The following is a 21060-nucleotide window of genomic DNA, read 5'->3' on the forward strand; positions in this document are numbered from 1 at the left end:
GAGCCTTACTGCGCAAGCGCAGGCCGCATGCTAGGGCCCGACCGCGGCGATCACGATCGGCATCGTGATCGCGGCCAATATCGTCTGCAGCGTGATGATCTGGGCGAGCAGGGGGGCGTCGCCGCCCATCTGGCGCGCCAGCACATAGGCCGAGGGCGAGGTCGGCACCGCGGCGCAGGCCGCGACGATGGCGAGGTTGGCGCCGGTGACGCCGAACCACATCGCCAGCGTGACGGTCAGGACGGGCATCGCAACCAGCTTCAGGAGCAGCGCGACGCTTGCGGCGAGGCTGGGGCGGAACATGCCTTCCAGATGCAGCCCGGCGCCGGTGACGAGCAGGCCGATCGCCAGCGACGAGCCGCCGAGCGCGTCGGCGACGTCGTGCCATATCTTCGGCAGCGGAACATGGATGACATTGATGGCGAGCCCGATGACGCAGGCCCAGATCAGGGGGTTCTTCACCACAGTCATCACGATGGCGCCCGCGGACCGCTTCCCGGATGAGGCATATTTCGCCAGCACGGCGACGCTGAAGACGTTGACCAGCGGAATGATCGCGACCATCGCGACCGAGGCCAGCGCAAGTCCGACCTTGCCATAGAGATTGCCCGACACCGACAGCGCGACATAGGTCTGCCAGCGCGTCGCGCCCTGGAAGATCGAGGAGAAGGCGGGGCCGTCAACCCCGGCGCGGGCGAGCGGGCCGCGCAGCGCAAGGCACAGCAGGCACATCACCAGCGCCGCCAGCAGCAGCGCGCCGCCGACGCCGGCGACCGGCACGGTCGTCAGGTCGGCCTTCACCAGCGTCTGCACCAGCAGCACCGGGAACAGCACGTAGTAAGTGAGCTGCTCCAGCCCATGCCACTGGGTATCGAGCCGCATCAGCGTGCGCCTGAGGACGACGCCGAGCACGATCAGCAGAAACACCGGCAGCAGCGCCGCGATCACCACGGCCATCGTCAGCGGTCTCCGCGCAGCTTCGCCAGCCGGTCGAGCGCGCCCTGCAGGATGAAGATCGCAGCGTGCTCGTCGATCACCTCGGCGCGGCGGGCGCGGCTGACGTCCATGCCGATCAGCTCGCGCTCGACGGCGGCGGTCGACAGCCGCTCGTCCCACAGACCTATCGCCAGCGTGGTGAGGCCTGCGAGATTGCGGGCGAAGGCCCGGGTCGATTGCGCGCGCGGGCCCTCGGTGCCGTCCATGTTGATCGGCAGGCCCAGCACGAAGCCGACGGCGCTGCGCTCGGCCGCGATCGCGAGCAGCCGCGCCGCGTCGGCCTTGAACTGCTTGCGCTGGATGGTCTCGACGCCGGTCGCGAGCCGCCGGTCCGGATCGGAGACGGCAACGCCGATGGTCTTGGTGCCGAGGTCGAGGCCGACCAGCGCGCCGCGCGCGGGCCAATGCGGCGCGGCTTCGATCAGGGGAAGGATGGGGGCGGGCATGCGCTAGCGCTTAGCACGCACCCGCTCGCCGAGGCAAAGCACTTGCTTCACCTCTCCCCATTGGGGAGAGGTCGAATTGCGAAGCAATTCGGGTGAGGGGACAGCGTTCCATCGAGGGAACGTAACGCCTCACCCGGCGCGAGGCGCCGACCTCTCCCGATGGGAGAGGTGAGATTGCAGTCGCCTCAGGCAGCGATCACCCGATCGTCGCCGGAAAGGCACGCGACCAGTCCCTGCAACGCGCTGTACTGGTGCGCGGTGCGGCGCTGGATGAACAGCGTCTCGACATGCGCATGCTGCGGATTGAGCCTGTGGATCTTGATGTCGCGCTGGACGTGGTCGCGCTCGACCACCGCGCGCGGCAGCAGCGTCACGCCCATGTCGGCGGCGACGCAGCCGACCATGCCGTCGAGCGTGCCGAGTTCGAAGCGGGCGGCGGACGGCCAGCCGAACTCGGTGAACACCTGTTCGAGACGCTGCCGGTAGGTGCAGCCGGTGCGGAACACCAGCGCAGTCGGGCCCGACTCCGGCGTGCCGGCGCGCAAGGCGGCGAGCGATGTCCAGCGCGGCGCGGTGACGAGCACCAATTCCTCCGTGAAGGCCGGCGTCACGGTGAGTTCGGCGTGCTCGATCGGACCGGCGACAAAGGCGCCGTCGAGCGTGCCGTCGAGTACGGCGGCGACGAGATCGGCGGTCGGCGCCGTGCGCAGCGTAAGGCGCACCGCCGGATAGCGGCGATGAAACTCGGCAAGCAGCGTCGGCAGCCGCACCGCGGCGGTGGTCTCCATCGAGCCGATCGACAGCGGCCCCTTCGGCTCGCCATCGTCGCGCGCGGCGAGCACCGCTTCGCGCGATAACGCAGCCATGCGTTGCGCATAGGGCAACAGCCGGCGGCCGGCGCCGGTCAGCGACATGCCACGGCTGTGGCGCTCGAACAGCGCGGTGCCGATCTCGGCCTCCAGCGCCTTGATGCGCTGGGTGACGTTGGACTGCACGGTGTTCAGCTCGTCGGCGGCCCGGGTAATGCCGCCGAGCCGGGCGACCGTGGAAAAGGTGAGCAGGTCGGTCAATTCCATCAGGGACCACCGTTTCATTTTAGAGATGGTAGCGTTCTCTAGTATTCATTTTCACAGAATGGTAGGCCCGCTTACGCTGCAAGTCCAGAACAGCAAATCCGGAACAGGGAGCAACCATGCCGATCGGCACCGAATTGACGGCACGTCTCGGCATCGCGCATCCGATCCTGGCGGCGCCGATGGCGATGATCACGGCAAGCCGGCTGGTCATGGCGGTGAGCGACGCCGGCGGCTTCGGCATTCTCGGCGGCGGCTACGGAGACAAAGCCTGGCTCGCGGCGGAGACAGCGGTGCTCAGGCGATATCACCGCCCGTTCGGGATCGGCTTCATCACCTGGAGCCTCGCAAAACAGCCGGAGCTGATGGAGATCGCACTGGAAGCGCGACCGCGCGCGGTGATGCTGTCGTTCGGCGATCCCGCGCCGTTCGCGCCCAAGATCAAGGCCGCGGGCGCGCTGCTGATCTGCCAGGTGCAGAGCGAGGAGATGGCGCAACAAGCGCTCGATTGCGGCGCCGACATCCTGATAGCTCAGGGCACGGAGGCGGGCGGTCACGGTGCCTCGCGCACCACGCTCGAGATCGTGCCAGCGATCATCGATTTCGCGGCGGGGCGCGTCCCCGTCGTCGCAGCCGGCGGCATCGCTGATGGCCGTGGCCTGGCTGCGATGATGATGCTCGGCGCATCCGGCGTGCTGATGGGAACGCGGTTCTATGCCAGCGCCGAGGCCGACGCGCCCGAGCGGGCGAAGCAACTGATCTGCGCGGCGAGGAGCGGCGAGACGGTGCGCGGCGTGGTGATGGACTGGTCGCGCAAGCTGATGTGGCCGGCGCCGTTCACCGCGCGCTCGCTTGCCAACGATCATCTGCGGCGCTGGTCTGGCCGCGAGATCGAGCTGATGCAGCGCGCGGACGAGATCGTGGTGGAATACACCGCGGCGAGGGAAGCGGGCAATTTCGACATCGCCGCGGTATTCGCCGGCGAGTCCGTCGGGCTGATCCATGATATCGTTCCCGCGGCCGAGATAGTCGGCCGCATCGTCGCCGAGGCCGAGCAGACGCTGCAGGGCCGGCGTAACACCCTTTCCTCTTTGTCCTGAACAAGCGCGAGACAGACCATGTGGCCGGACCGTCGATTGATCGATCGTTTCAAGACCGAATTCCCGATCGTGCTGGCGCCGATGGCCGGCGTGATGGATGCAGAGCTCGTGATTGCGGTGGCGCAGGGCGGCGGGCTCGGCTCGCTGCCATGCGCGATGCTCTCGGCCGAGAAGGCGCGTGAGCAGGTCAACATCATCCGCCAGCGCGTGTCCGCGCCGGTCAACCTCAACTTCTTCTGCCATAAGGCGGTCGACGCCGATCCGGCACGCGAGGCGCAATGGCGGCAGCGGCTCGGGCCTTACTACCGCGAGCACGGCCTCGATCCGGATGCGCCGAGCAATGCGGCGAACCGCGCGCCGTTCGACGCGGCGTTCTGCGCCGTGGTCGAGGAGCTGAAGCCCGAGGTCGTCAGCTTCCATTTCGGCCTGCCGGAGCCGAAACTGTTGCAGCGGGTGAAGGCGACGGGCGCCATCGTGATGTCGTCGGCGACGACGGTGAAGGAGGCGATCTGGCTCGAGGAGAACGGCGCCGATGTCGTCATCGCGCAAGGCGCCGACGCCGGCGGCCATCGCGCCATGTTCCTGACGGAGACCATCGCCGAGCAGCCCGGCACGTTCTCGTTGTTGCCACAGGTGGTCGATGCGGTGAAGGTGCCGGTCGTCGCGGCCGGCGGCATCGCGGACGGACGCGGGATCGCGGCGGCCTTTGCGCTGGGCGCATCCGCGGTGCAGATCGGCACCGCGTTCCTGCGCTGTCCGGAATCCAAGGTCACTGCGCAGGGCCGGATCGCGCTGGCGCAGGCGAGCGATGAATCGACCGTCATCACCAATGTGATGACCGGCCGCCCGGCGCGCGGGGTTGCCAACCGCGTGATGCGCGAGGTCGGTCCGATCTCGCCGGACGCACCGGCGTTCCCGCATGCGGCGACCGCCCTCGGGCCGCTGAAGGCGGCTGCCGAAAAACAGGGCAAGGTCGATTTCACCAATCTCTGGGCCGGGCAGGCGGTGCGGATGGGGAAGGAGATGCCGGCCGCCGAGCTGACCCGCGCGCTGGCGGGCGCCGCACTCGCACGCATGGGCGCGCTGTCTCAGGCCTGACGCGCGGGCTCGCTCCGGCTGATCTCAAGATGCTCGGCCACGAGCCTGCGATAATGTGCGGCCATTTCCTTATAATGCTGCCGGGAGATCGTATCGGTGGCGCTCTCGGCGCGACGCTCGAACATCTCGGCCTTTTCCTGCAGAGCTGTTGCCTGGGACATGGCCATGGCTCCTCGTTCAGACCAGGCAGGCGACGTAAAGGATCGCGATCCCCAGCACCGTGCCGATCGACCACAAAGCGGGGTCCCAGCTCTCCGGCCGGGGGCGGCTTTCCAGCGTTTGCATGACGCACTCCGAACTTTTCTATTTGGGGGAAGTAGGCGCCGCGAATGTTTCGGCACCACTTCGTGGCAGCCGCAAAGTGGTTTCGTCGCAGGCTTTTTGCGTCCCGAATGCGCGCGGAAGGCCTCGCCGGGGCGCCGGGCAGGGGGCCCAAGCCCCCGGGGCCGAGGGATTCGCGCGGTTGCGGCGCAAAACCGGCCTCTGCTATACGGCGGGCTGACCTTTCAGCCTGACCTTTGGGACCCGAGGCCCTATATAATGTCCGTCGACGCCACAACCGTCCGCCGCATCGCGCATCTGGCGCGGATCGCGGTCAGCGACGCCGAAGTTCCCCACCTCCAGGGCGAGCTGAACGCGATGCTTGCCTTTGTCGAGCAGCTGTCGGAGGTGAATATCGACGGCGTCGAGCCGATGACCTCGGTGACGCCGATGGAGATGAAGAAGCGCGCTGACGTGGTCAATGACGGCGAGATCGCCGACGACATCGTTCGCAACGCGCCCGATACGACCGATCACTTCTTCCTCGTGCCGAAGGTGGTCGAGTAGTTTCTCTGTTCTGGGACGATGGCGATGTGTCTGCTCTGCGACGATGAAAAGGCCTACAAGGCCTATATGGACTTCCTCGATGCGATGGAGCGCAAGGGGAAGGTCGCCGATCCCAATGCGGCGATGGATGCGGTCCTCGACCATCTCGAAGCGCTCGATGCCGAGCGTGCCAGGGAAAACGTCCAGAGAAATATCAGCCCCCGGCAGGACGACCCCGCCCACGACAAGACCCTGTCTCCGTTCTTCTGCAGCCCGATCAATAAATGACCGATTTGACATCGCTGACGATCGCCGAGGCCCGCGAGGGCCTGGCGAGCAAGTCTTTCACCGCCGTCGAGCTGACTGACGCGCATCTCGCCGCCATCGAAGCCGCGCGCGTGCTCAATGCCTATGTGCTGGAGACGCCCGACCGTGCCCGCGAGATGGCCAAGGCCGCCGACGAGAAAATTGTAAAGGGCGAGGGCGGGCCGCTGGCCGGCATCCCGCTCGGCATCAAGGACCTGTTCGCGACCCGCGATATCCGCACCACCGCGTGCTCGAAGATCCTCGGCAATTTCATCCCGCCCTACGAATCCACGGTAACCTCGCAGCTGTGGCGCGACGGCGCGGTGCTGCTCGGCAAGCTCAATAATGACGAGTTCGCAATGGGCTCGTCGAACGAGACCTCGTGCTTCGGCCCGGTCACCAACCCGTGGCGTCGCGAGGGTTCCAACACCACGCTGGTGCCAGGCGGCTCGTCCGGCGGCTCGGCCTCGGCGGTGGCGGCCCTGCTCTGCATGGGCGCAACCGCAACCGACACCGGCGGCTCGATCCGCCAGCCCGCCGCGTTCACCGCGACCGTCGGCATCAAGCCGACCTACGGCCGCTGCTCGCGCTGGGGCATCGTGGCGTTCGCATCCTCGCTCGACCAGGCCGGCCCGATCGCACGCACGACGCGCGATGCTGCGATCCTGATGCGCTCGATGGCAGGTCACGATCCCAAGGACACCACATCGGTCGACATCGCGGTGCCGGACTACGAAGCCGCGATCGGCAAGTCCGTGAAGGGCATGAAGATCGGCATTCCCAGGGAGTACCGCCTCGACGGCATGCCGGCCGAGATCGAAAAACTCTGGAGCGAGGGCGCGCAGTGGCTGAAGGCCGCCGGCGCCGAACTCGTCGAAGTGTCGCTGCCGCACACCAAATATGCGCTGCCGGCCTACTACATCGTGGCGCCGGCGGAGGCCTCCTCGAATCTCGCGCGCTACGACGGCGTGCGCTACGGGCTGCGCGAACCGGCCAAGAACATCATCGAGATGTACGAGAACAGCCGTGCCGATGGGTTTGGCGACGAGGTGCGCCGCCGCGTGCTGATCGGCACCTATGTGCTCTCGGCCGGTTACTACGACGCCTACTATCTGCGCGCGCAGAAGGTGCGGACGCTGATCAAGAAGGATTTCGAGGACTGCTTCGCCAAGGGCGTGAACGCGATCCTGACGCCGGCGACGCCATCGGCGGCATTCGGCATCGGCGAAAAGGGCGGCGCCGATCCGGTCGAGATGTACCTCAACGACATCTTCACGGTGACTGTGAACATGGCGGGCCTGCCGGGTATCGCCGTGCCAGCGGGCAAGGACACGCAAGGCTTGCCGCTCGGCCTGCAACTGATCGGCCGTCCGTTCGACGAGGAGACGCTGTTCTCGCTCGGCGAAGTGATCGAGCAGGCGGCCGGCCGGTTCGCGGCGCCCAGATGGTGGTGAGCGATGGCGGATTTCCGCGCCAGTCTCGCTGACGCTGCGCCGAATAGCGCGTTGTCGCCGCCGCTCGCCGCATTGTGGTGGGCCAGGAAGGGTGACTGGGATCAGGCGCATCGCATCGTGCAGGACGAGAGCGACGCCAATTCGGCCTGGGTGCATGCCCATCTGCATCGGGTCGAGGGCGATCTCGGCAATGCCGGGTACTGGTATCGCCGAGCCGGCCAGCCGGTCGCAAAGGACACGGTCGAGGCCGAGTGGGAGCGGATCGTCTCGGCGCTTTTGGCCTGAACTATCGGTGCCAGATGCCGGTGCCGTGGCACCGCGAGTATTAACCGTATTTCGGCCGCCATGCCGCCGCCCAGATTGGCCGTGATAGGCTGACGGAACGTGGCGGGGGCCAGCGGCAAAGAGAGTATTCGTGCGTGGGTCGGGCATAGGGGGATGGCTGTCAGCATTGCTGGTGGCAGCGGTGGCAGCGGGCCTTGCCGGTTGCGCGTCCGTCTATAATCTCCCCGGCAACGTGCCGCTCGGTGCTGCGCTCGCCGACAACAGCAGCGCCCGCGATTATCCGACCTATGAAGATGACCTGCTGCTCGCGCTGTCGTTCTCCGGCGGCGGCACCCGCGCGGCGGCGTTTTCGTTCGGCGTGCTGGAAGAGCTCGACCGGGCGCGCTCCAGCGCTGCCGGCAGCAAGACGCTGCTCGACCGCGTCGACTTCGTCTCGGGTGTCTCCGGCGGATCGGTTACCGCCGCCTATTTCGGCTTGAAGCGGCGTGCGGCGCTCGCTGATTTCCGCGAACGCTTCCTGCTGCGCAATGCCGAAGAAGGACTGAAGACGCGGATCTCGCTCGGCAATATCGGGCGCGCGCTCGGCGGCGGTGTCAACGACAGTCAGTTCACCGACTGGCTCGATCAAAATCTGTTCGACGGCGCACGGTTCGAGGCGTTGCCCGACGACCGCCGGCCGCGGGTGTGGATCAACGCGTCAGACATCTACAACCGCACGCCGTTCGTGTTCGGCAAGACATCGTTCGACGCGCTGTGCAGCGACATCCGCTCCTATCGTGTTGCCGAAGCGGTGGCCGCATCGGCCGCGGTGCCGCTCGCGTTTGCCCCGATCGTGCTGCAGACCTATCCCGGCGGCTGCGCCGCGCCGCTGCCGCCCTGGTATGATCGGGTGCGCAACGATCCGAACGCGCAGCCGTTGCTGCGGTCCTACGCCGAGGCCCAGGCGCGCTACCGCGACGGCTCGATGCGCTACGTCAAGCTGCTCGATGGCGGGCTGGTCGACAATTACGGGCTGTCGGGGCTCAGCATCGGCTTGCTCGCCGCGCAACGTCCCTACGAGCCGCTCGACGAGCGGCAGGCGGCCAAGCTGAAGCGCATCCTGTTCCTGGTGGTCGATGCCGGCCGCGGCATCTCCGGGGATTTCGTGCAGACGCTCGAAGGGCCGAACGGTGTCGAACTCGTGTCGGCGGCCGCAGACACCGCGATCGATGCCAGCGTGCGCTCCAGCTACGCCGCGTTCACGGCGCTCGCCAGCGACTGGTCCGGCAAGCTGAAGCGTTGGCGCTGCGGCCTGTCGGCGGCGGATCGCTCCAGGCTCGGCGTCGGTACGGGGTGGAAATGCGGTGATGTCGCGATCTATGTCGAGCGGCTCGGCTTCGACCGGCTCGGACCGGATCGTGCCGGCATCCTGAACGCCATCCCGACGCGGCTTTCACTGCCGGCCGAGCAGGTCGACCAACTGATCACGGGCGGCGCGGACGCGTTGCGCTCGAGCAAGGCCTATCAGCAGTTCCGGCGCGGGCTCTGATCAGCGCCTCCGGCGACGGGCGGGCCGCAACCGGATTGCAAGGCGGCTTGACTGGCGCTGTCGGTTGCGCGAAGCCCAATCCATCCCAGATAATACCTGTCCGGAAACCGAGATCCATGACCGCATCTGCTGCCCCTCACAAACTGATCAAGAGCGCCACGGGCGATTGGGAGGTCGTGATCGGCATGGAGGTCCATGCCCAGGTCACCTCGAACGCGAAGCTGTTCTCCGGCGCATCGACCGCATTCGGCGGCGAGCCCAACTCCCATGTCTCGCTGGTCGATGCCGCGATGCCGGGCATGCTGCCGGTGATCAACGAGGAGTGCGTCCGCCAGGCGGTGCGCACCGGTCTCGGGCTGAATGCGAAGATCAATCTGCGCTCGGTGTTCGACCGCAAGAACTATTTCTATCCCGACCTGCCGCAGGGCTACCAGATCAGCCAGTACAAGTCGCCGATCGTGGGCGAGGGCGAGGTGTTGCTCGAGCTCGACGGCGGCCGCAGCGCCACGGTCGGGATCGAGCGGCTGCATCTGGAGCAGGACGCCGGCAAGCTGCTGCACGATCAGTCGCCGACAATGACCTATGTCGACCTCAACCGTTCCGGCGTCGCGCTGATGGAGATCGTCTCCAAGCCCGACATCCGCGACGCTGAGCAGGCCAAGGCCTACGTCACCAAGCTGCGTTCGATCCTGCGCTACCTCGGCACCTGCGACGGCGACATGGAGAAGGGCAGCCTGCGCGCCGATGTCAACGTCTCGGTGCGGCGCTACGGCGAGACCGCGTTCGGCACCCGCTGCGAAATCAAGAACATGAACTCGATCAACTTCATCGGTCAGGCGATCGAGTACGAGGCGCGGCGTCAGATCGAGATCATCGAGGACGGCGGCTCGATTGACCAGGAAACCCGGCTGTTCGACCCGAACAAGGGCGAGACGCGTTCGATGCGCTCCAAGGAAGAGGCGCACGACTACCGTTACTTCCCCGATCCCGATCTGTTGCCGCTCGAATTCAGCCAGGCCTTCGTTGACGAACTCAAGGCGCAGCTGCCGGAGCTGCCGGACCAGAAGAAGTCCCGTTTTATTACGGGCTTCGGCCTGTCACCCTATGATGCGGGCGTGCTCGTCGCCGAGCGCGAGAGCGCGGAGTTCTACGAGACGGTGCTCGCTCGTCTCGCCGACAAGGCGCGCGACGGCAAGCTTGCTGCCAACTGGGTGATCAACGAGCTGTTCGGCCGTCTCAACAAGGAAGGTGTGGCGATCGCAGGCTCGCCGGTGTCGGCGGAGCAACTCGCCGCGATCGTCGATTTGATCGGCGAGGGAACGATTTCCGGCAAGATCGCCAAGGACTTGTTCGAGATCGTCTGGCAGGAGGGCGGCGATCCGCGCGCGCTCGTCGAGACGCGCGGTATGAAGCAGGTGACCGACCTCGGCGCGATCGAGAAGGTGGTCGACGACATCATCGCGGCCAATCCCGACAAGGTCGAGCAGGCGAAGGCGAAGCCGCAACTGGTCGGCTGGTTCGTCGGTCAGGTGATGAAGTCGTCGGGCGGCAAGGCGAACCCGCAGGCGGTCAACGACCTCTTGAAGTCGAAGCTCGGCATCTGAACGAACAGGACAATGATGTTGTCCTTGGCGCATGATCCAGTCGGATCATGCTCCCGCGCCGTCACCGTCGGCGTCGTCGCGCGCGCGTGAACGCGGCGTGATCCTGCCTCACACCCTCGCTCGACGACCGCGCTGACGGCTTCGGCGCCGAATCGACGAAGCTGCGATTCGTTCGCGAATCCGCCTTGGACGACCTCAAACGAGGCAAAAGCCGTCTTTCCCACGAAAATTTTTTCGTTGCCAAAAATTACGACTCGGCGTCGGCGACGCGCCGCTTTTCGTCTTCGCTCGCGACTCAGCGCAACGACGATCTCGCGTCGATCGCTTCAATGCGAATTCAAGAAAAGCCTACAACAGAAGGCGTTTCCTGCAACGTTGACAAATGGCGATGTCGGCGGCTGTTGCGTTTCTTGCATCGTCGCGCGAATGCATCGTCGATTTTATCGGCGGCGCGCGGTGTGCGCGCTGCCACCGCTGCGTCAACACTTCCTTAAGCGGGACACTGTTTTTTTTGGTCTGTTGGTGTATTCGGGAAGTAGTGCATATCGATTCCCGAGTGCACGCAGCGAAGTAAGAGCCATCTCACATACTGGAGGGCAACATGGCTAAGAAGGCAAAGAAGGCGAAGAAGGCGAAGAAGGCGAAGAGCGCAGTGAAGAAGACTGCGAAGAAGACCCGCAAGGTCGCCAAGAAGAAGTAAGCCTCTCGCCTTGAGAGGATTGCCGGCGGCTTGACGCCGGCACGTCGCAAGAGCCAGCGGACGGACTGCTGAGAAGCATATCCCACCCCAAGGCTCTGGCTGACGAAAGAGGGTGTCGGCGAGACATCAGGTCAAACGGCTGGATCGTATTTCGGGGAGGGCAACCTTCCCAAAACCGGTCCGGCAGAAGAAACAGAGATTTCTTCGTTCGGTGCGGGGCCGGATCGGTTCCGCAATTTCACCGGCGAGAATGCCGAGCTGAAATCTGGTCCTGACGTGTTCGCCGACCCCCTCGTTCCGGCGGCCCGCGCAGTCCGCGCCCGGCAGCCACTTTCCACATCCCATTTTCTGGATCGACGTCGGGCCTGACGGGCTCACGTTTCTTTGCGTGCGCGACCGTGCCGCGGCTTCGCGGACCGTCCGGCTGTCGTAGCAGCCCACCGTCAATTCATCGACTGATCGGATGCGACGGCGGCCGCGACCGGACGGCGCCGCGGCCATTGTCGGCGATGGTTATCGATGTCCGAAGCACCAAGGTAAACCGGCATTCACGAATCCACGGAAATGCCTGCGGCACAGGCACTTCTGCGATTCCGGGGAATGCACCCGGCCGGCCCGATTTACATCCCGTTCATCGCGATACTTAAACCGCTCTTCAAATTTGATGGGCCATGATCATCCCAACAAGCCGGCAAACGGCGAGCGCATGATCCAGGGATCAGCGCGGCGCATGATCCAGGATCAGCGCGGGGATAACAAGGCGTTTCATCAGTGGACGGGGGCCGCGCTCGGGGGAGGGCGGCCAACAACAAAAAGGGGAATGACGACAATGTTTCAGGGGGTCATCGATCAGGAAAGCGCTGTCCCGGTTGCTGCGACTGCAATCCAGGACGTGCTGTTCGAGCGCGGCATGTATTGGGCGAGCGGCCGCTCCGGCGTGGTCAACCTCGTCGCGGCGCACAAATGGTTCAACCTGGCGGCGCTCAAGGGACGTACCGACGCGATCGCGCACCGCCGCGAAGTCGCCGAGCAGATGTCCGACGTCGAGATCGCTGCCGCCCAGCGCGAAGCCCGCGCCTGGATGACGACGCACTAGGCAAGTCACCGATATCATCGAGCTGGGAGCCTCGGCTCCCGTGCTCCACCTAGAACCAGTATCGTCCTGCGTAGACCGCGGTCATCAGCGCGCCACTGGCGATGACGAACTGCCGGACGATCCGAGCCGCCAGGATCCGGATCAGGTAGCCTCCGGCATAGCCGCCGACCATGGCGCCGAGCAGCATCACCAAGGTCTCCGGCCACCGGACCGCTCCCTGCGCGATGAAGATCAATGTGGCGGCGAGCGAGACGCAGGTCGCGAGCAGGTTCTTCAGTGCCTTGATCGCCCTGATGTCGCTCGGTTCCGTGATCGACAGCACCGCAGTCAGGATGACGCCGAGTCCGGCACCGAAGAACCCTCCATAGACGCACGCCAATCCCAGGACAGCACTGCTCGCGCCGGTCGATGGCAAGGCTGCGGTCTGGTGCCCGACGGTCCATGCCTGGATCTGCGGCGCGAAGGCAAACAGCAGCGTTGCGAATGCGATCAGGGCCGGCACCGGCAGGACGAACAGTCGCTCGGGAAGCAACAAGAGGACACCGGCACCGATGGCGCCTGCAACCGTGGAGACGGCGACGAAGCTGACGGTACGCCGCGTCGGTGGCGGCAGCTTGCCGCGATCGGCGAGCGCCGCGATCAAATGCCCTGGCGAGATCGCCACCGCATTCGACGCATTGGCGATGACCGCCGGCAGGCCTGCGGCGAGCATCGCCGGAAAGGTGATGAGTGTCGCACCGCCCGCCAATGCGTTGATGACGCCTCCCGCGCCACCGGCCGCGAGCAGCAGAAGACTTGTCCCGGTATCCATCATTCACCCCTTGCAGGGTGAGCAGGCTAGCGGGCCGAGCAGCGGCCGGTCTGGAACGTCTGTGACGCCGCCTCAATCGCGCCAGTAGACGCCCGGCGTCGTGCCGAAGGTGCGGCGGAACAGGCGGGTCAGGTGGCTCTGGTCCGAGAAGCCGGCATCCGCCGCAACGGCTGCGATCGGCTCGCCGGCGCGCAGCAGCCGCCGGGCAACATTGAGCCGGGCGAGCAGACGGAAGGCATGCGGCGCGACGCCGAGCTCGCGCCTCACCATGCGGCTGAATCCTTCGCGGCTTCGCCCGAAGCTGGCGGCGATCTCGCCGATCGGCTCTAGGCTCTCGGTCAGGGCAGTGCCGAGCCTGGCTCTGCCGGTCCGCTCGATCGAGTTGGGCGGCTCGCGCGACAGTATCTCGTTGGCGATCTCGCCGATGTGCTCGGGCGATATTTCCTCGATACTCCGCCAGCGGTCCCCGACATTGACGATCCGGAGCGACGAGCAGGCGCGATTCGCCGGAACATAGGCGTTCAAGCAAACCGTCTCCGCGCGCGGTGTCGCCATCGGTGCATGCAGCATTCCCGCCGGGATGAGCGCGGCGTGGCCGGCAGGCACGGTGACGGTCGCGTCGTCGATGCGAAAGGCGCGCGACCCCGACAGCACCAGCACGATCTGGCTCTCGTCATGGAAGTGCGGCCTGAGGCCGAGCGAGCCGGCACCGCGCCACGACGCCAGTTCGACGATATCGTCACTGTCGGCGCGCCGGTAGTTCCAGGTTTTGGTCATGGCGAACCGGGTGATCACAGTCTCGAGCCGATGGTGGGTGATCCCCGAGCGTAGCACGGGGGTCACCGACCGTCACGGCCGGGCGATTGAAGCCATCGGCGAGGCCGTTCGCATGGTCGCGAGAGCGATGAGGGCGGCGACGAGGTTGGCGGCGGCGCTGATCGCCACCGGGATGAAGTAGCTGTGGTTGATGTCGAACGCGAAGCCGGCAGCGCTGGGTCCCAGCAGCGTGCCAAAAGCGACGCTGGTGTAGAGGATGCCGATGATGCCGCTAACATTACGGCCGCCGAAATGGTCGGTGACCACGGCGGGCAGGATCGCGACCCAGCCGCCATAGAACACGCCGAACAGCAATGCGAAGACAGTCAGCGACCAGAATGTGCCGGCAAGCGCCCAGATCGCCAGCGAGGCGGCCATGCCGAGATACATCGCGATCAGGAACGCATCGCGGCCGACGCGGTCGGCGATGCCGCCGAGGAAGAAGCGGCCGGCGGTGCTGCCGACGCCGATCATCCCGAGCAGCAGCACGGCGAGCGTCGGTGCTACCTGATGGTCGACGGCGAACGGCACCAGATGCACGAAGGGTACGAACACCCCGAACGCGCTGACTAGGCAGGCCGCATAGAGCCCGGCAAAGCGGGCGGTGCGCACCGCATGGCGGATCGAAACACCCTGACGCAGCGGCGTGCCTGACGCCGTATCAAGCGGATCGCCATCCGGTCCGGTGCCGTAGCGGCGCGGATCGTCGGCGATCAGGAGCGACGCCCCGATCCCGGCAACGACGGCCACGACCCCCAGCACGACGTAGGCATCGCGCCAGCCAAGGCTCGTGATCAACCAGGTTGCGAGCGGCGGCATCACCAGTGTCCCGACGCCGATCCCGCTGACGGCGAGGCCCGACGCAAAACCGCGCCGCCTGACGAACCAGCGCTGCACGGCGCCCAAGGTCGGAACGTATGCGCAACCGACGCCCACGCCGATGCCAATGCTGTAGGCGGCATAGACCTGAAGAATGGTCTGCGCTTGCCCCGCCAGCACCATGCCGAGACCGACCAGCGCCATCCCAATTGCAGCCAGCCTGCGCGCGCCCCAGCGATCGGCGAGCGGACCTGAGACGATGCCGAGGCCGAAATACAGGAAGCCCGCGAATGAGAACACCAGCGACACCGAGCCGCGCGAGGCGCCGAACTCGCGCTGCAACGAGTCCACGAAGGATGAGAACGTGTAGGCGCTGCCGAAGCCGATGAATGTCACGACAAAGGCGGCCGCGACGACGATCCAGCCGTAGAACGGCCTTGCGCGTTGGTGTCCGGCGTGCATGGCGGCGCTCCTCATGATCGTTCTCCCTGCGGTGCGTGGTCGCTCGCCTTGGCCGGCGGATAGCGCAGCATCTGCGTGCAACGGAACAGCGCGATGGCCTTGCCGGTTGCCTCGCTGCGGATCTCGGCGTCCCACACCTGGGTGGTGCGCCCGGCATGAACGAGGCGCGCCTCGCAGCGGACGCCGCCTTCGCGCGCGGCGCCGATGAAGTTCGTCTTCAGTTCGCCGGTGGCGAAACCCGTCGCACCGTCCGGCAGAGACGTGAGACAGCCGAAGCCGCACGCGGTATCCGCCAGCGCGACCAGGCTTGCGCCGTGCAACAGCCCGTGCGGCGAGAAGTGCTTCGCTGCGATCTCGAAGCGGCCGCGGACGAGGCCGCGCTCGGCTTCGAGCCATTGAAAGTCCAGCAGGCCGGGCAGGGCGCCGGCTTGCGAGGCGTTGATGCGGTCGACGAGTCCGCTGGCGAGGCTACCTGCGCTGATGTCGCGTAGGCCGAGTCTATCGGGGACGTTAGTCATGCCTTGTCCTTGGTTTCACGAGTGCGCCGAAAGCCTCGCGGGAGGCGTCATAAAGATTAGAAAATCTAACTTTTTGCTTGGATTTCTCTGCGTTGACGAAGCTTCCTGCACTGGGATAGGCTGATTGAGCGCGCAGATGACCAAGTTGGCAAACCAGATTTGCTGCGTATCTTGGATTAGAAAATCTAAATCATGGAGAGCCGGCTTCCACCCCTGAACGCACTCAAGGCGTTCGAGTCCGCCGCCCGCCATCTCTCGGTGAAGCTCGCGGCCGAGGAGCTGTGCGTCACGCCGGGCGCGGTCAGCCAGATGCTCAAGACGCTCGAGGCCCATCTCGGCGTCAAGCTGTTCGAGCGGGTGCCGCGTGGCATCTATCTCACCGACGCCGGGCGCGACTATCTGCCGTCGATCCGCAATGCGTTTCGCCAGATCGCGGAGGCCTCGCGCCGCGTCGCCGCTTCAGTCGACGTCGGCACGCTGACGGTGAGCGTGACGCCATTCTTCGCATCGGCCTGGCTGGTGCCGCGCATGGCGTCGTTTCAGGGGACGCATCCCGAGATCGATCTGCAGATCGTCACCAGCAACACGGTGGTCGATTTCTCGCGCAGCGGCGTCGACCTCGCGGTGCGCCACGGCCTCGGCCGCTATCCGGGGCTGCGCAGCGACCGCGTCGTCACCGTCGAGATGGTTGCGGTGGCCGCGCCGTCGCTGGTTGCGCGGCTCGGGCGGCCGGCGTCTCCCGCAGATCTCGCGGGCTGGCCGCAGGTACACGATGCCGATCGCAAGGGATGGAGCCTGTGGTTTCAGGCCAATGGCATTGCTGAAGTTCGTCCGCCGCGCGGCCCGTCGTTCGACGACAGCGGCCTGCTCTTGAAGGCCGTGTTGACCGGGCAGGGCGCGGGGCTTTTGCCGGCGGCGATGGTCGCAAATGAGATCGAGGCCGGCGAGCTGATCCAGTTGCTCGAGACCGCGCATCTGGAGGAGTTCGCCTACTATCTCGTCTGCCCCGACAACCGGCAGGGGCTTCCGAAGATCGCGGCATTCAGGGAATGGATACTCGGGCCGCTGGCCCAGTTGGCGCCTGCCGAACGCGAGACGGCCTACCGATAGAAGCCGTTCGGTGGCACCCCAAAATGCCTGCGGAACATCGCGCTGAAGGCGCTCTGGCTGGCATAGCCAGCATCGAGCGCGACATCGACCACCCGTGCGCCGCGCGCGAGGCGCTCCAGCGCGAACAGCAGGCGGGCCTGCTGGCGCCACTCGCCGAACGTCATGCCGGTCTCCCTGACGAACAGACGATGGATCGTCTTCGACGTCAGCTTCAGCCGGCGCGCCCACTGCTCGGCAGTGGAAGCGTCGTCCGGACGGTTCACCAGCGCCGCGCAGATCCGCGCCAGCCTTTGGTCGCGCGGCATCGGCAAATGCAGCGGCAGCACATCGATTTCGCGGAGCTGGTCGAGCAGCACACGCATCAGGCGCTCGTCAGGGGTCGCGGGCGCATAGTCCAGTGGCACACCCATCGCGGCGACGAACAATTCACGCAACAGCGGCGAGACCGTGAACACGCAACTGGTCTGCGGCAGGTTAGGGACGGCAGTGGCGTCGACGAACACGGTGCGGATCTTGACCGCACCGCACATCCGGACCTCGTGCGCGAGATCGGCCACCAGCCACACCGCGCGATTGGGCGGCACCACCCAGGTGCCCTCGGCGCAGCGCACGATCATCACGCCTTCGATCGCGTAGAGCAGCTGGCCGCGCGGATGGGCATGCAGGCCGGTCGACGCGCCGCTCGGATAATCGATCTCCATCGCCGCCATCGGCCGCGCCGTGGCGTGGTAGTCGAGGTGCCGTGTGATCAGGTCGTCCAACACGTCTTCATCTCGCATGTCCCAATCTCGCTAGGTCTGGTCATTCTAGCGTGAGACGGACCTCAGTGCGACAGGTAGTTGCTGGTGCCTCCTTCACCAATGCGCTGCCAGGTCATGTTTAGGAAGAATGCTGCACTTCTCTATCCCTTCGTTGCCATTGTGCTGTGGGCCGGCAATGTCATCGTCTCGCGACTGTCGGCCCACACGATCGGTCCGCAGGCGATTACCTTCTATCGCCTGCTGATCGCGGTGCTGCTGATGTCGCCGTTCGTGGCGCGCGCCGCCTGGCGCAATCGCCGCGTGATCTGGCCGCATCTCGGGCCGCTCGCGATCCTCGGCTTCCTGGCGATGTGCCTGTTCCAGAGCCTTTCTTATCTCGCGGCGGAGACCACGACTGCCACCAACATGGCCGTGTTCACCGCGCTGACGCCGCTGCTCACGGTCGGGCTCAGCGCCGGGCTACTCGGCGAGCAGCCGACGCTCGGCATGGTCTGCGGTGCGCCGCTGTCGTTTGCGGGCCTCGTCTATCTCGTCAGCGGCGGCGAATTGTCGTCGCTGCTGCAGAACGGCGTGCATGCGGGCGACGCCTTGATGCTGCTGGCCGCGATCGTCTACGCGCTGTATGGCGTGCTGCTGAAGCGCTGGAATTTGCCGATCACCGGGTGGCAGTCGACCTACATGCAGGCGCTGTGCGCGCTGGCCGTGATGTTCCCCGCGTTCCTCGCGACGCCGGCGCCGCTCCGTCAGGTCAACGCGGCGACCTGGCCGCTGATCGTCTATGCCGGCGCGCTGGCTTCGGTGGTGCTGCCGTTCCTCTGGATCCGCGGTGTCGCGCAGCTCGGCCCGAACCGCTGCGCGATCTTCATGAACCTGTTGCCGGTGCTGACGGCTGCGGCCGCGATCGTGATGCTGGGCGAGCCGGTCAGGCCCTTCCACGTCATCGGCGGCGGCCTCGCGCTGCTCGGCGTTGCCTGCGCGCAGGCCTTGCCGCGGCCCCTGAAGACCGCACACGATCCGCGATGACGTGCGAGCTACGGATCGGCGATCTCGCGGTTTTGATCACAGGTGAATGGCCGGGGCAGAATAGAGCGTCGCGGTCGGCGGTCACTTGTTCGGTGAAACGGAGTGATCGCGATGCGCGTTGCCCTGGTCTTGACGTTGCCTCTTCTGATCCTGTGGAGTGCGGTTGCCGACGCGGCGACGGCGCATCACCGGCGTGTGCGACAACACCTCATCATCCGTCCGAGCGAAGAGGTGATCGTGCCTGGCGGGTACCGATATCCCGGCTTCGGGCCGATCCCGCCTGGCGAGAACCGAAATCTCGATCCATCCACGCGTGGAAGCGGCTGACGTCGGTCAGCGCCGCGCCTCCATCGCTCGATCACGCTGCCTGCCTGAACGATGGCAAGCAGCAGTGCTTCGGGGGACGGTGAGGAGGCTGGGCCTGCTTCTCGCGGGCTCCTTTGCCTGGCGGACGGCGGATGCCTCTTCCGTCGCCCAGGTTGGTCAAAGGATCGCGCCATGCTGCGTCGGCGACCAACTTGTGCTGTGATCGCTGGTGACGCGCTTTTCGAGCGTGGCGATGGTTCCCTTGAGATTGTCGTGCCGTTCATGGAGCGACCTTGCCAGGATCGGATACCTTGTGTCCGATCGGTCGTGAATTCCCGCGCGCGCTTCTTCGGTGGCAATGTCGGCTTCGATCTGCTGGCAGGCCAGCACAAGATCGGACAGCATCCTCCTGACCGTCGACTCTCGTCCGGTGCTTGCGCGAACTGTCTCAAAACGATGATGCATGTTCATGGGCGTGCTCCGAATGTCCGAGTTCGGTACGCCGGGAACGGCCGGCGACGAACGTTCACGGATACATCGCAAGTTGCCTGCCAGTAGGGGGGCCGTAAGACTACGGCAGCGGCTCACGCGGGAAGGTCACCGGGTAGCCGACGTCGCTGGCCATTCTCGGCGCCAAGCCGGGATGCATGCGTCGAGCGTGACGCGCTTGTAGTCTCGAGCCGTATTCTCGTCTCCGGCTTCTTCAGCAAATCTGACCGCTGCCTCCATATCGAGAACCGCAGACGCGCTATCGCAGAACAAGCTGTGAATTTCAGCGCGGTATCGATATGCCCTGTAGTTCATCGGGTTGTACTGGAGCGCCAGGTTGTAGTTGCCTTGCTCCTCAGCGGCGCTTCGGCGCGCTTCGTCGGACTGACTGTTGAAGTTGGTCAGGCGATTGAGCGCCTGGAGCGTCCCGAGTTCCATGTAACGCAGGGACATCGCGCCGAAACTTGCAGGGAGTGCGTCGGCCGCAGAAGGTTGCTTCACCGCGGCTTGCGCGCGTTCAATCTCGATCTTCTTGTATTTGATCGCATTGTCGTAGTCCCGCAGGCTTTGGAACGCGCTCGATATTTCGCTGTTGATCGGCGCAAGATAGGCGGTCGAGAGCCGCCGATCGCTGAGCAAATTGAGGCACGCCCTTATCTTTGCCTGCGCAGGCAAGACGTCGCGGCATTCCTTGTCGACCACACGACGCACGTCCCGCGCATGTACCGTCGGCCGCGTCTGAGCAGCAGGCAGGACAATAGCCAGTCCGAGGTAGATCACTAACCTGAGACCGCGGCTCGGCCCATTCATGTTTCTTCGCCTTCAGCGACGACACGATTCATCGATGGGCGCAGGAGCGAGGCCGTTCGTGACTGGGAAAGACCGAACGGCCTCTGCCGGCCCGCAGCACCAAAATGGAAGAACAGGAGGCCGGCCGTCCAGCTACGTTGTCGCCGGATAAAGGTTTCGCCGGCCGATTGGCGGCGCGACCATTCGAGGCCGTTGCTACGAGCGCGCAGGGTCGGTTTGACGACAGGTCGTCAGGACGAACGCTGCCTTGCTGCATTGCCAATCGCTGCCAAGCGCAGCGCTCGAGACCGGCCGTGGGGCAGCAACGATCGCCAGCACGACAATCACGCAGGCCAGTGAAGTTGCGATCACGATCCTGCCTGCGTTGGATTTGAAGCCATGCCGTAACAAGGGACCCAGATCGGTGGATCGGCGAAGCTGGGCGTTACGCAAAACCTGGTCGATGTCCTGGAATTGAATGCCATTATCGTGGTGCATGGCTTTGCTCCGGAAATATTCAGGTGATGAAAAACGCAGGAGATGCTGGGCGCGGTTTGTTTCGCGCTCGTTTCGAGGCGCCGGGAATGATGTTTCGTTCACGCGGAGGTGACTATCGGTTCAAGCCCAGCGGGCCTCGGACGGCTCGCGAACCATGGAATCGAA

24 protein-coding genes are annotated in these 21060 nt (G+C 65.6%); 12 read left to right on the forward strand and 12 right to left on the reverse strand.

Annotated features, from left to right (window positions below; genetic code table 11):
* Positions 1-30 precede the first annotated feature (30 nt).
* The 3 genes from ACVISU_RS39590 to ACVISU_RS39600 form a co-directional block, all read right to left on the reverse strand.
* A complete protein-coding gene (locus tag ACVISU_RS39590) occupies positions 31-957 on the reverse strand; it encodes an AEC family transporter (protein WP_456710546.1) in 927 nt (308 codons plus the stop codon).
* A gap of 2 nt (positions 958-959) precedes the next feature.
* Positions 960-1442, reverse strand: coding sequence for a Holliday junction resolvase RuvX (gene ruvX, locus ACVISU_RS39595; protein WP_456710547.1), 483 nt, complete (start codon positions 1440-1442; stop codon positions 960-962).
* Positions 1443-1627: 185 nt separating this feature from the next.
* Positions 1628-2518: a LysR substrate-binding domain-containing protein gene (locus ACVISU_RS39600; RefSeq protein ID WP_456710548.1), complete on the reverse strand. Its 891-nt coding sequence runs from the start codon at positions 2516-2518 to the stop codon at positions 1628-1630.
* 116 nt (positions 2519-2634) lie between these two features.
* Between ACVISU_RS39600 and ACVISU_RS39605 the strand changes: the two genes are divergently transcribed.
* The gene (locus tag ACVISU_RS39605) at positions 2635-3615 is read left to right on the forward strand and encodes an NAD(P)H-dependent flavin oxidoreductase (protein WP_456710549.1); all 981 of its coding nucleotides are present in this window, start codon (positions 2635-2637) and stop codon (positions 3613-3615) included.
* Between the two features lie 18 nt (positions 3616-3633).
* Positions 3634-4713 carry an NAD(P)H-dependent flavin oxidoreductase gene (locus tag ACVISU_RS39610; protein WP_456710550.1) on the forward strand — a complete coding sequence of 360 codons (1080 nt, stop codon included), beginning with the start codon at positions 3634-3636 and terminating at the stop codon, positions 4711-4713.
* Here the strand turns inward: ACVISU_RS39610 and ACVISU_RS39615 are convergent.
* Positions 4704-4880: a hypothetical protein gene (locus tag ACVISU_RS39615; RefSeq protein ID WP_456710551.1), complete on the reverse strand. Its 177-nt coding sequence runs from the start codon at positions 4878-4880 to the stop codon at positions 4704-4706. The genes ACVISU_RS39610 and ACVISU_RS39615 overlap by 10 nt on opposite strands.
* A 373-nt stretch (positions 4881-5253) precedes the next feature.
* On the opposite strand from ACVISU_RS39615, the gene gatC reads away from it, so the two are divergent.
* From gatC to ACVISU_RS39655, 8 genes are all read left to right on the forward strand, one after another.
* The gene (gatC, locus tag ACVISU_RS39620; protein WP_050400986.1) at positions 5254-5541 is read left to right on the forward strand and encodes an Asp-tRNA(Asn)/Glu-tRNA(Gln) amidotransferase subunit GatC; all 288 of its coding nucleotides are present in this window, start codon (positions 5254-5256) and stop codon (positions 5539-5541) included.
* Between the two features lie 24 nt (positions 5542-5565).
* Positions 5566-5808: a hypothetical protein gene (locus ACVISU_RS39625; protein WP_456710992.1), complete on the forward strand. Its 243-nt coding sequence runs from the start codon at positions 5566-5568 to the stop codon at positions 5806-5808.
* Entirely contained in the window at positions 5805-7280 is a 1476-nt protein-coding gene (gene gatA, locus ACVISU_RS39630; RefSeq protein ID WP_456710552.1) for an Asp-tRNA(Asn)/Glu-tRNA(Gln) amidotransferase subunit GatA, read from the forward strand. Before ACVISU_RS39625 ends, gatA begins: the two co-directional genes overlap by 4 nt.
* Before the next feature lie 3 nt (positions 7281-7283).
* The gene (locus tag ACVISU_RS39635; protein WP_456710553.1) at positions 7284-7565 is read left to right on the forward strand and encodes a hypothetical protein; all 282 of its coding nucleotides are present in this window, start codon (positions 7284-7286) and stop codon (positions 7563-7565) included.
* 166 nt (positions 7566-7731) lie between these two features.
* Positions 7732-9093, forward strand: a complete 1362-nt coding sequence (locus ACVISU_RS39640) for a patatin-like phospholipase family protein (RefSeq protein WP_456710993.1) — start codon at positions 7732-7734, stop codon at positions 9091-9093.
* A 116-nt stretch (positions 9094-9209) separates the two neighbouring features.
* Positions 9210-10697, forward strand: a complete 1488-nt coding sequence (gatB, locus tag ACVISU_RS39645) for an Asp-tRNA(Asn)/Glu-tRNA(Gln) amidotransferase subunit GatB (RefSeq protein WP_456710554.1) — start codon at positions 9210-9212, stop codon at positions 10695-10697.
* Positions 10698-10882: 185 nt separating this feature from the next.
* Entirely contained in the window at positions 10883-11191 is a 309-nt protein-coding gene (locus tag ACVISU_RS39650; RefSeq protein ID WP_456710555.1) for a hypothetical protein, read from the forward strand.
* 1035 nt (positions 11192-12226) lie between these two features.
* Positions 12227-12493 carry a hypothetical protein gene (locus tag ACVISU_RS39655; protein ID WP_021078341.1) on the forward strand — a complete coding sequence of 89 codons (267 nt, stop codon included), beginning with the start codon at positions 12227-12229 and terminating at the stop codon, positions 12491-12493.
* Positions 12494-12542: 49 nt separating this feature from the next.
* Here ACVISU_RS39655 and ACVISU_RS39660 read toward each other — a convergent pair whose 3' ends face one another.
* From ACVISU_RS39660 to ACVISU_RS39675, 4 genes are all read right to left on the reverse strand, one after another.
* Complete coding sequence (locus ACVISU_RS39660) at positions 12543-13304, reverse strand: sulfite exporter TauE/SafE family protein (RefSeq protein ID WP_456710556.1); 762 nt, start codon at positions 13302-13304, stop codon at positions 12543-12545.
* A gap of 72 nt (positions 13305-13376) precedes the next feature.
* A complete protein-coding gene (locus tag ACVISU_RS39665; RefSeq protein WP_456710557.1) occupies positions 13377-14138 on the reverse strand; it encodes a helix-turn-helix domain-containing protein in 762 nt (253 codons plus the stop codon).
* A 15-nt stretch (positions 14139-14153) separates the two neighbouring features.
* Positions 14154-15401, reverse strand: coding sequence for an MFS transporter (locus tag ACVISU_RS39670; protein ID WP_456710558.1), 1248 nt, complete (start codon positions 15399-15401; stop codon positions 14154-14156).
* Between the two features lie 11 nt (positions 15402-15412).
* The gene (locus ACVISU_RS39675; protein ID WP_456710559.1) at positions 15413-15919 is read right to left on the reverse strand and encodes a PaaI family thioesterase; all 507 of its coding nucleotides are present in this window, start codon (positions 15917-15919) and stop codon (positions 15413-15415) included.
* Positions 15920-16111: 192 nt separating this feature from the next.
* On the opposite strand from ACVISU_RS39675, the gene gcvA reads away from it, so the two are divergent.
* Positions 16112-17029 (forward strand): transcriptional regulator GcvA, encoded by a 918-nt coding sequence (gene gcvA, locus ACVISU_RS39680; RefSeq protein ID WP_456710560.1) that lies wholly within the window; start codon positions 16112-16114, stop codon positions 17027-17029.
* Here gcvA and ACVISU_RS39685 read toward each other — a convergent pair.
* A complete protein-coding gene (locus ACVISU_RS39685) occupies positions 17020-17808 on the reverse strand; it encodes an AraC family transcriptional regulator (protein WP_050400978.1) in 789 nt (262 codons plus the stop codon). The two genes, gcvA and ACVISU_RS39685, sit on opposite strands and share 10 nt — an antisense overlap.
* Before the next feature lie 96 nt (positions 17809-17904).
* Here ACVISU_RS39685 and ACVISU_RS39690 point away from each other — a divergent pair, with 96 nt between their 5' ends.
* On the forward strand, positions 17905-18813 hold the full coding sequence (locus ACVISU_RS39690) for a DMT family transporter (protein ID WP_050401002.1): 909 nt from the start codon (positions 17905-17907) through the stop codon (positions 18811-18813).
* 483 nt (positions 18814-19296) lie between these two features.
* Here ACVISU_RS39690 and ACVISU_RS39695 read toward each other — a convergent pair whose 3' ends face one another.
* The 3 genes from ACVISU_RS39695 to ACVISU_RS39705 form a co-directional block, all read right to left on the reverse strand.
* A complete protein-coding gene (locus ACVISU_RS39695; RefSeq protein ID WP_063695446.1) occupies positions 19297-19590 on the reverse strand; it encodes a hypothetical protein in 294 nt (97 codons plus the stop codon).
* A gap of 126 nt (positions 19591-19716) precedes the next feature.
* Positions 19717-20418: a hypothetical protein gene (locus ACVISU_RS39700; RefSeq protein WP_456710561.1), complete on the reverse strand. Its 702-nt coding sequence runs from the start codon at positions 20416-20418 to the stop codon at positions 19717-19719.
* A 195-nt stretch (positions 20419-20613) separates the two neighbouring features.
* Entirely contained in the window at positions 20614-20997 is a 384-nt protein-coding gene (locus tag ACVISU_RS39705; RefSeq protein WP_456710562.1) for a hypothetical protein, read from the reverse strand.
* Between the last annotated feature and the right edge of the window lie 63 nt (positions 20998-21060).

The organism is Bradyrhizobium sp. USDA 4452 (genome assembly GCF_054063575.1).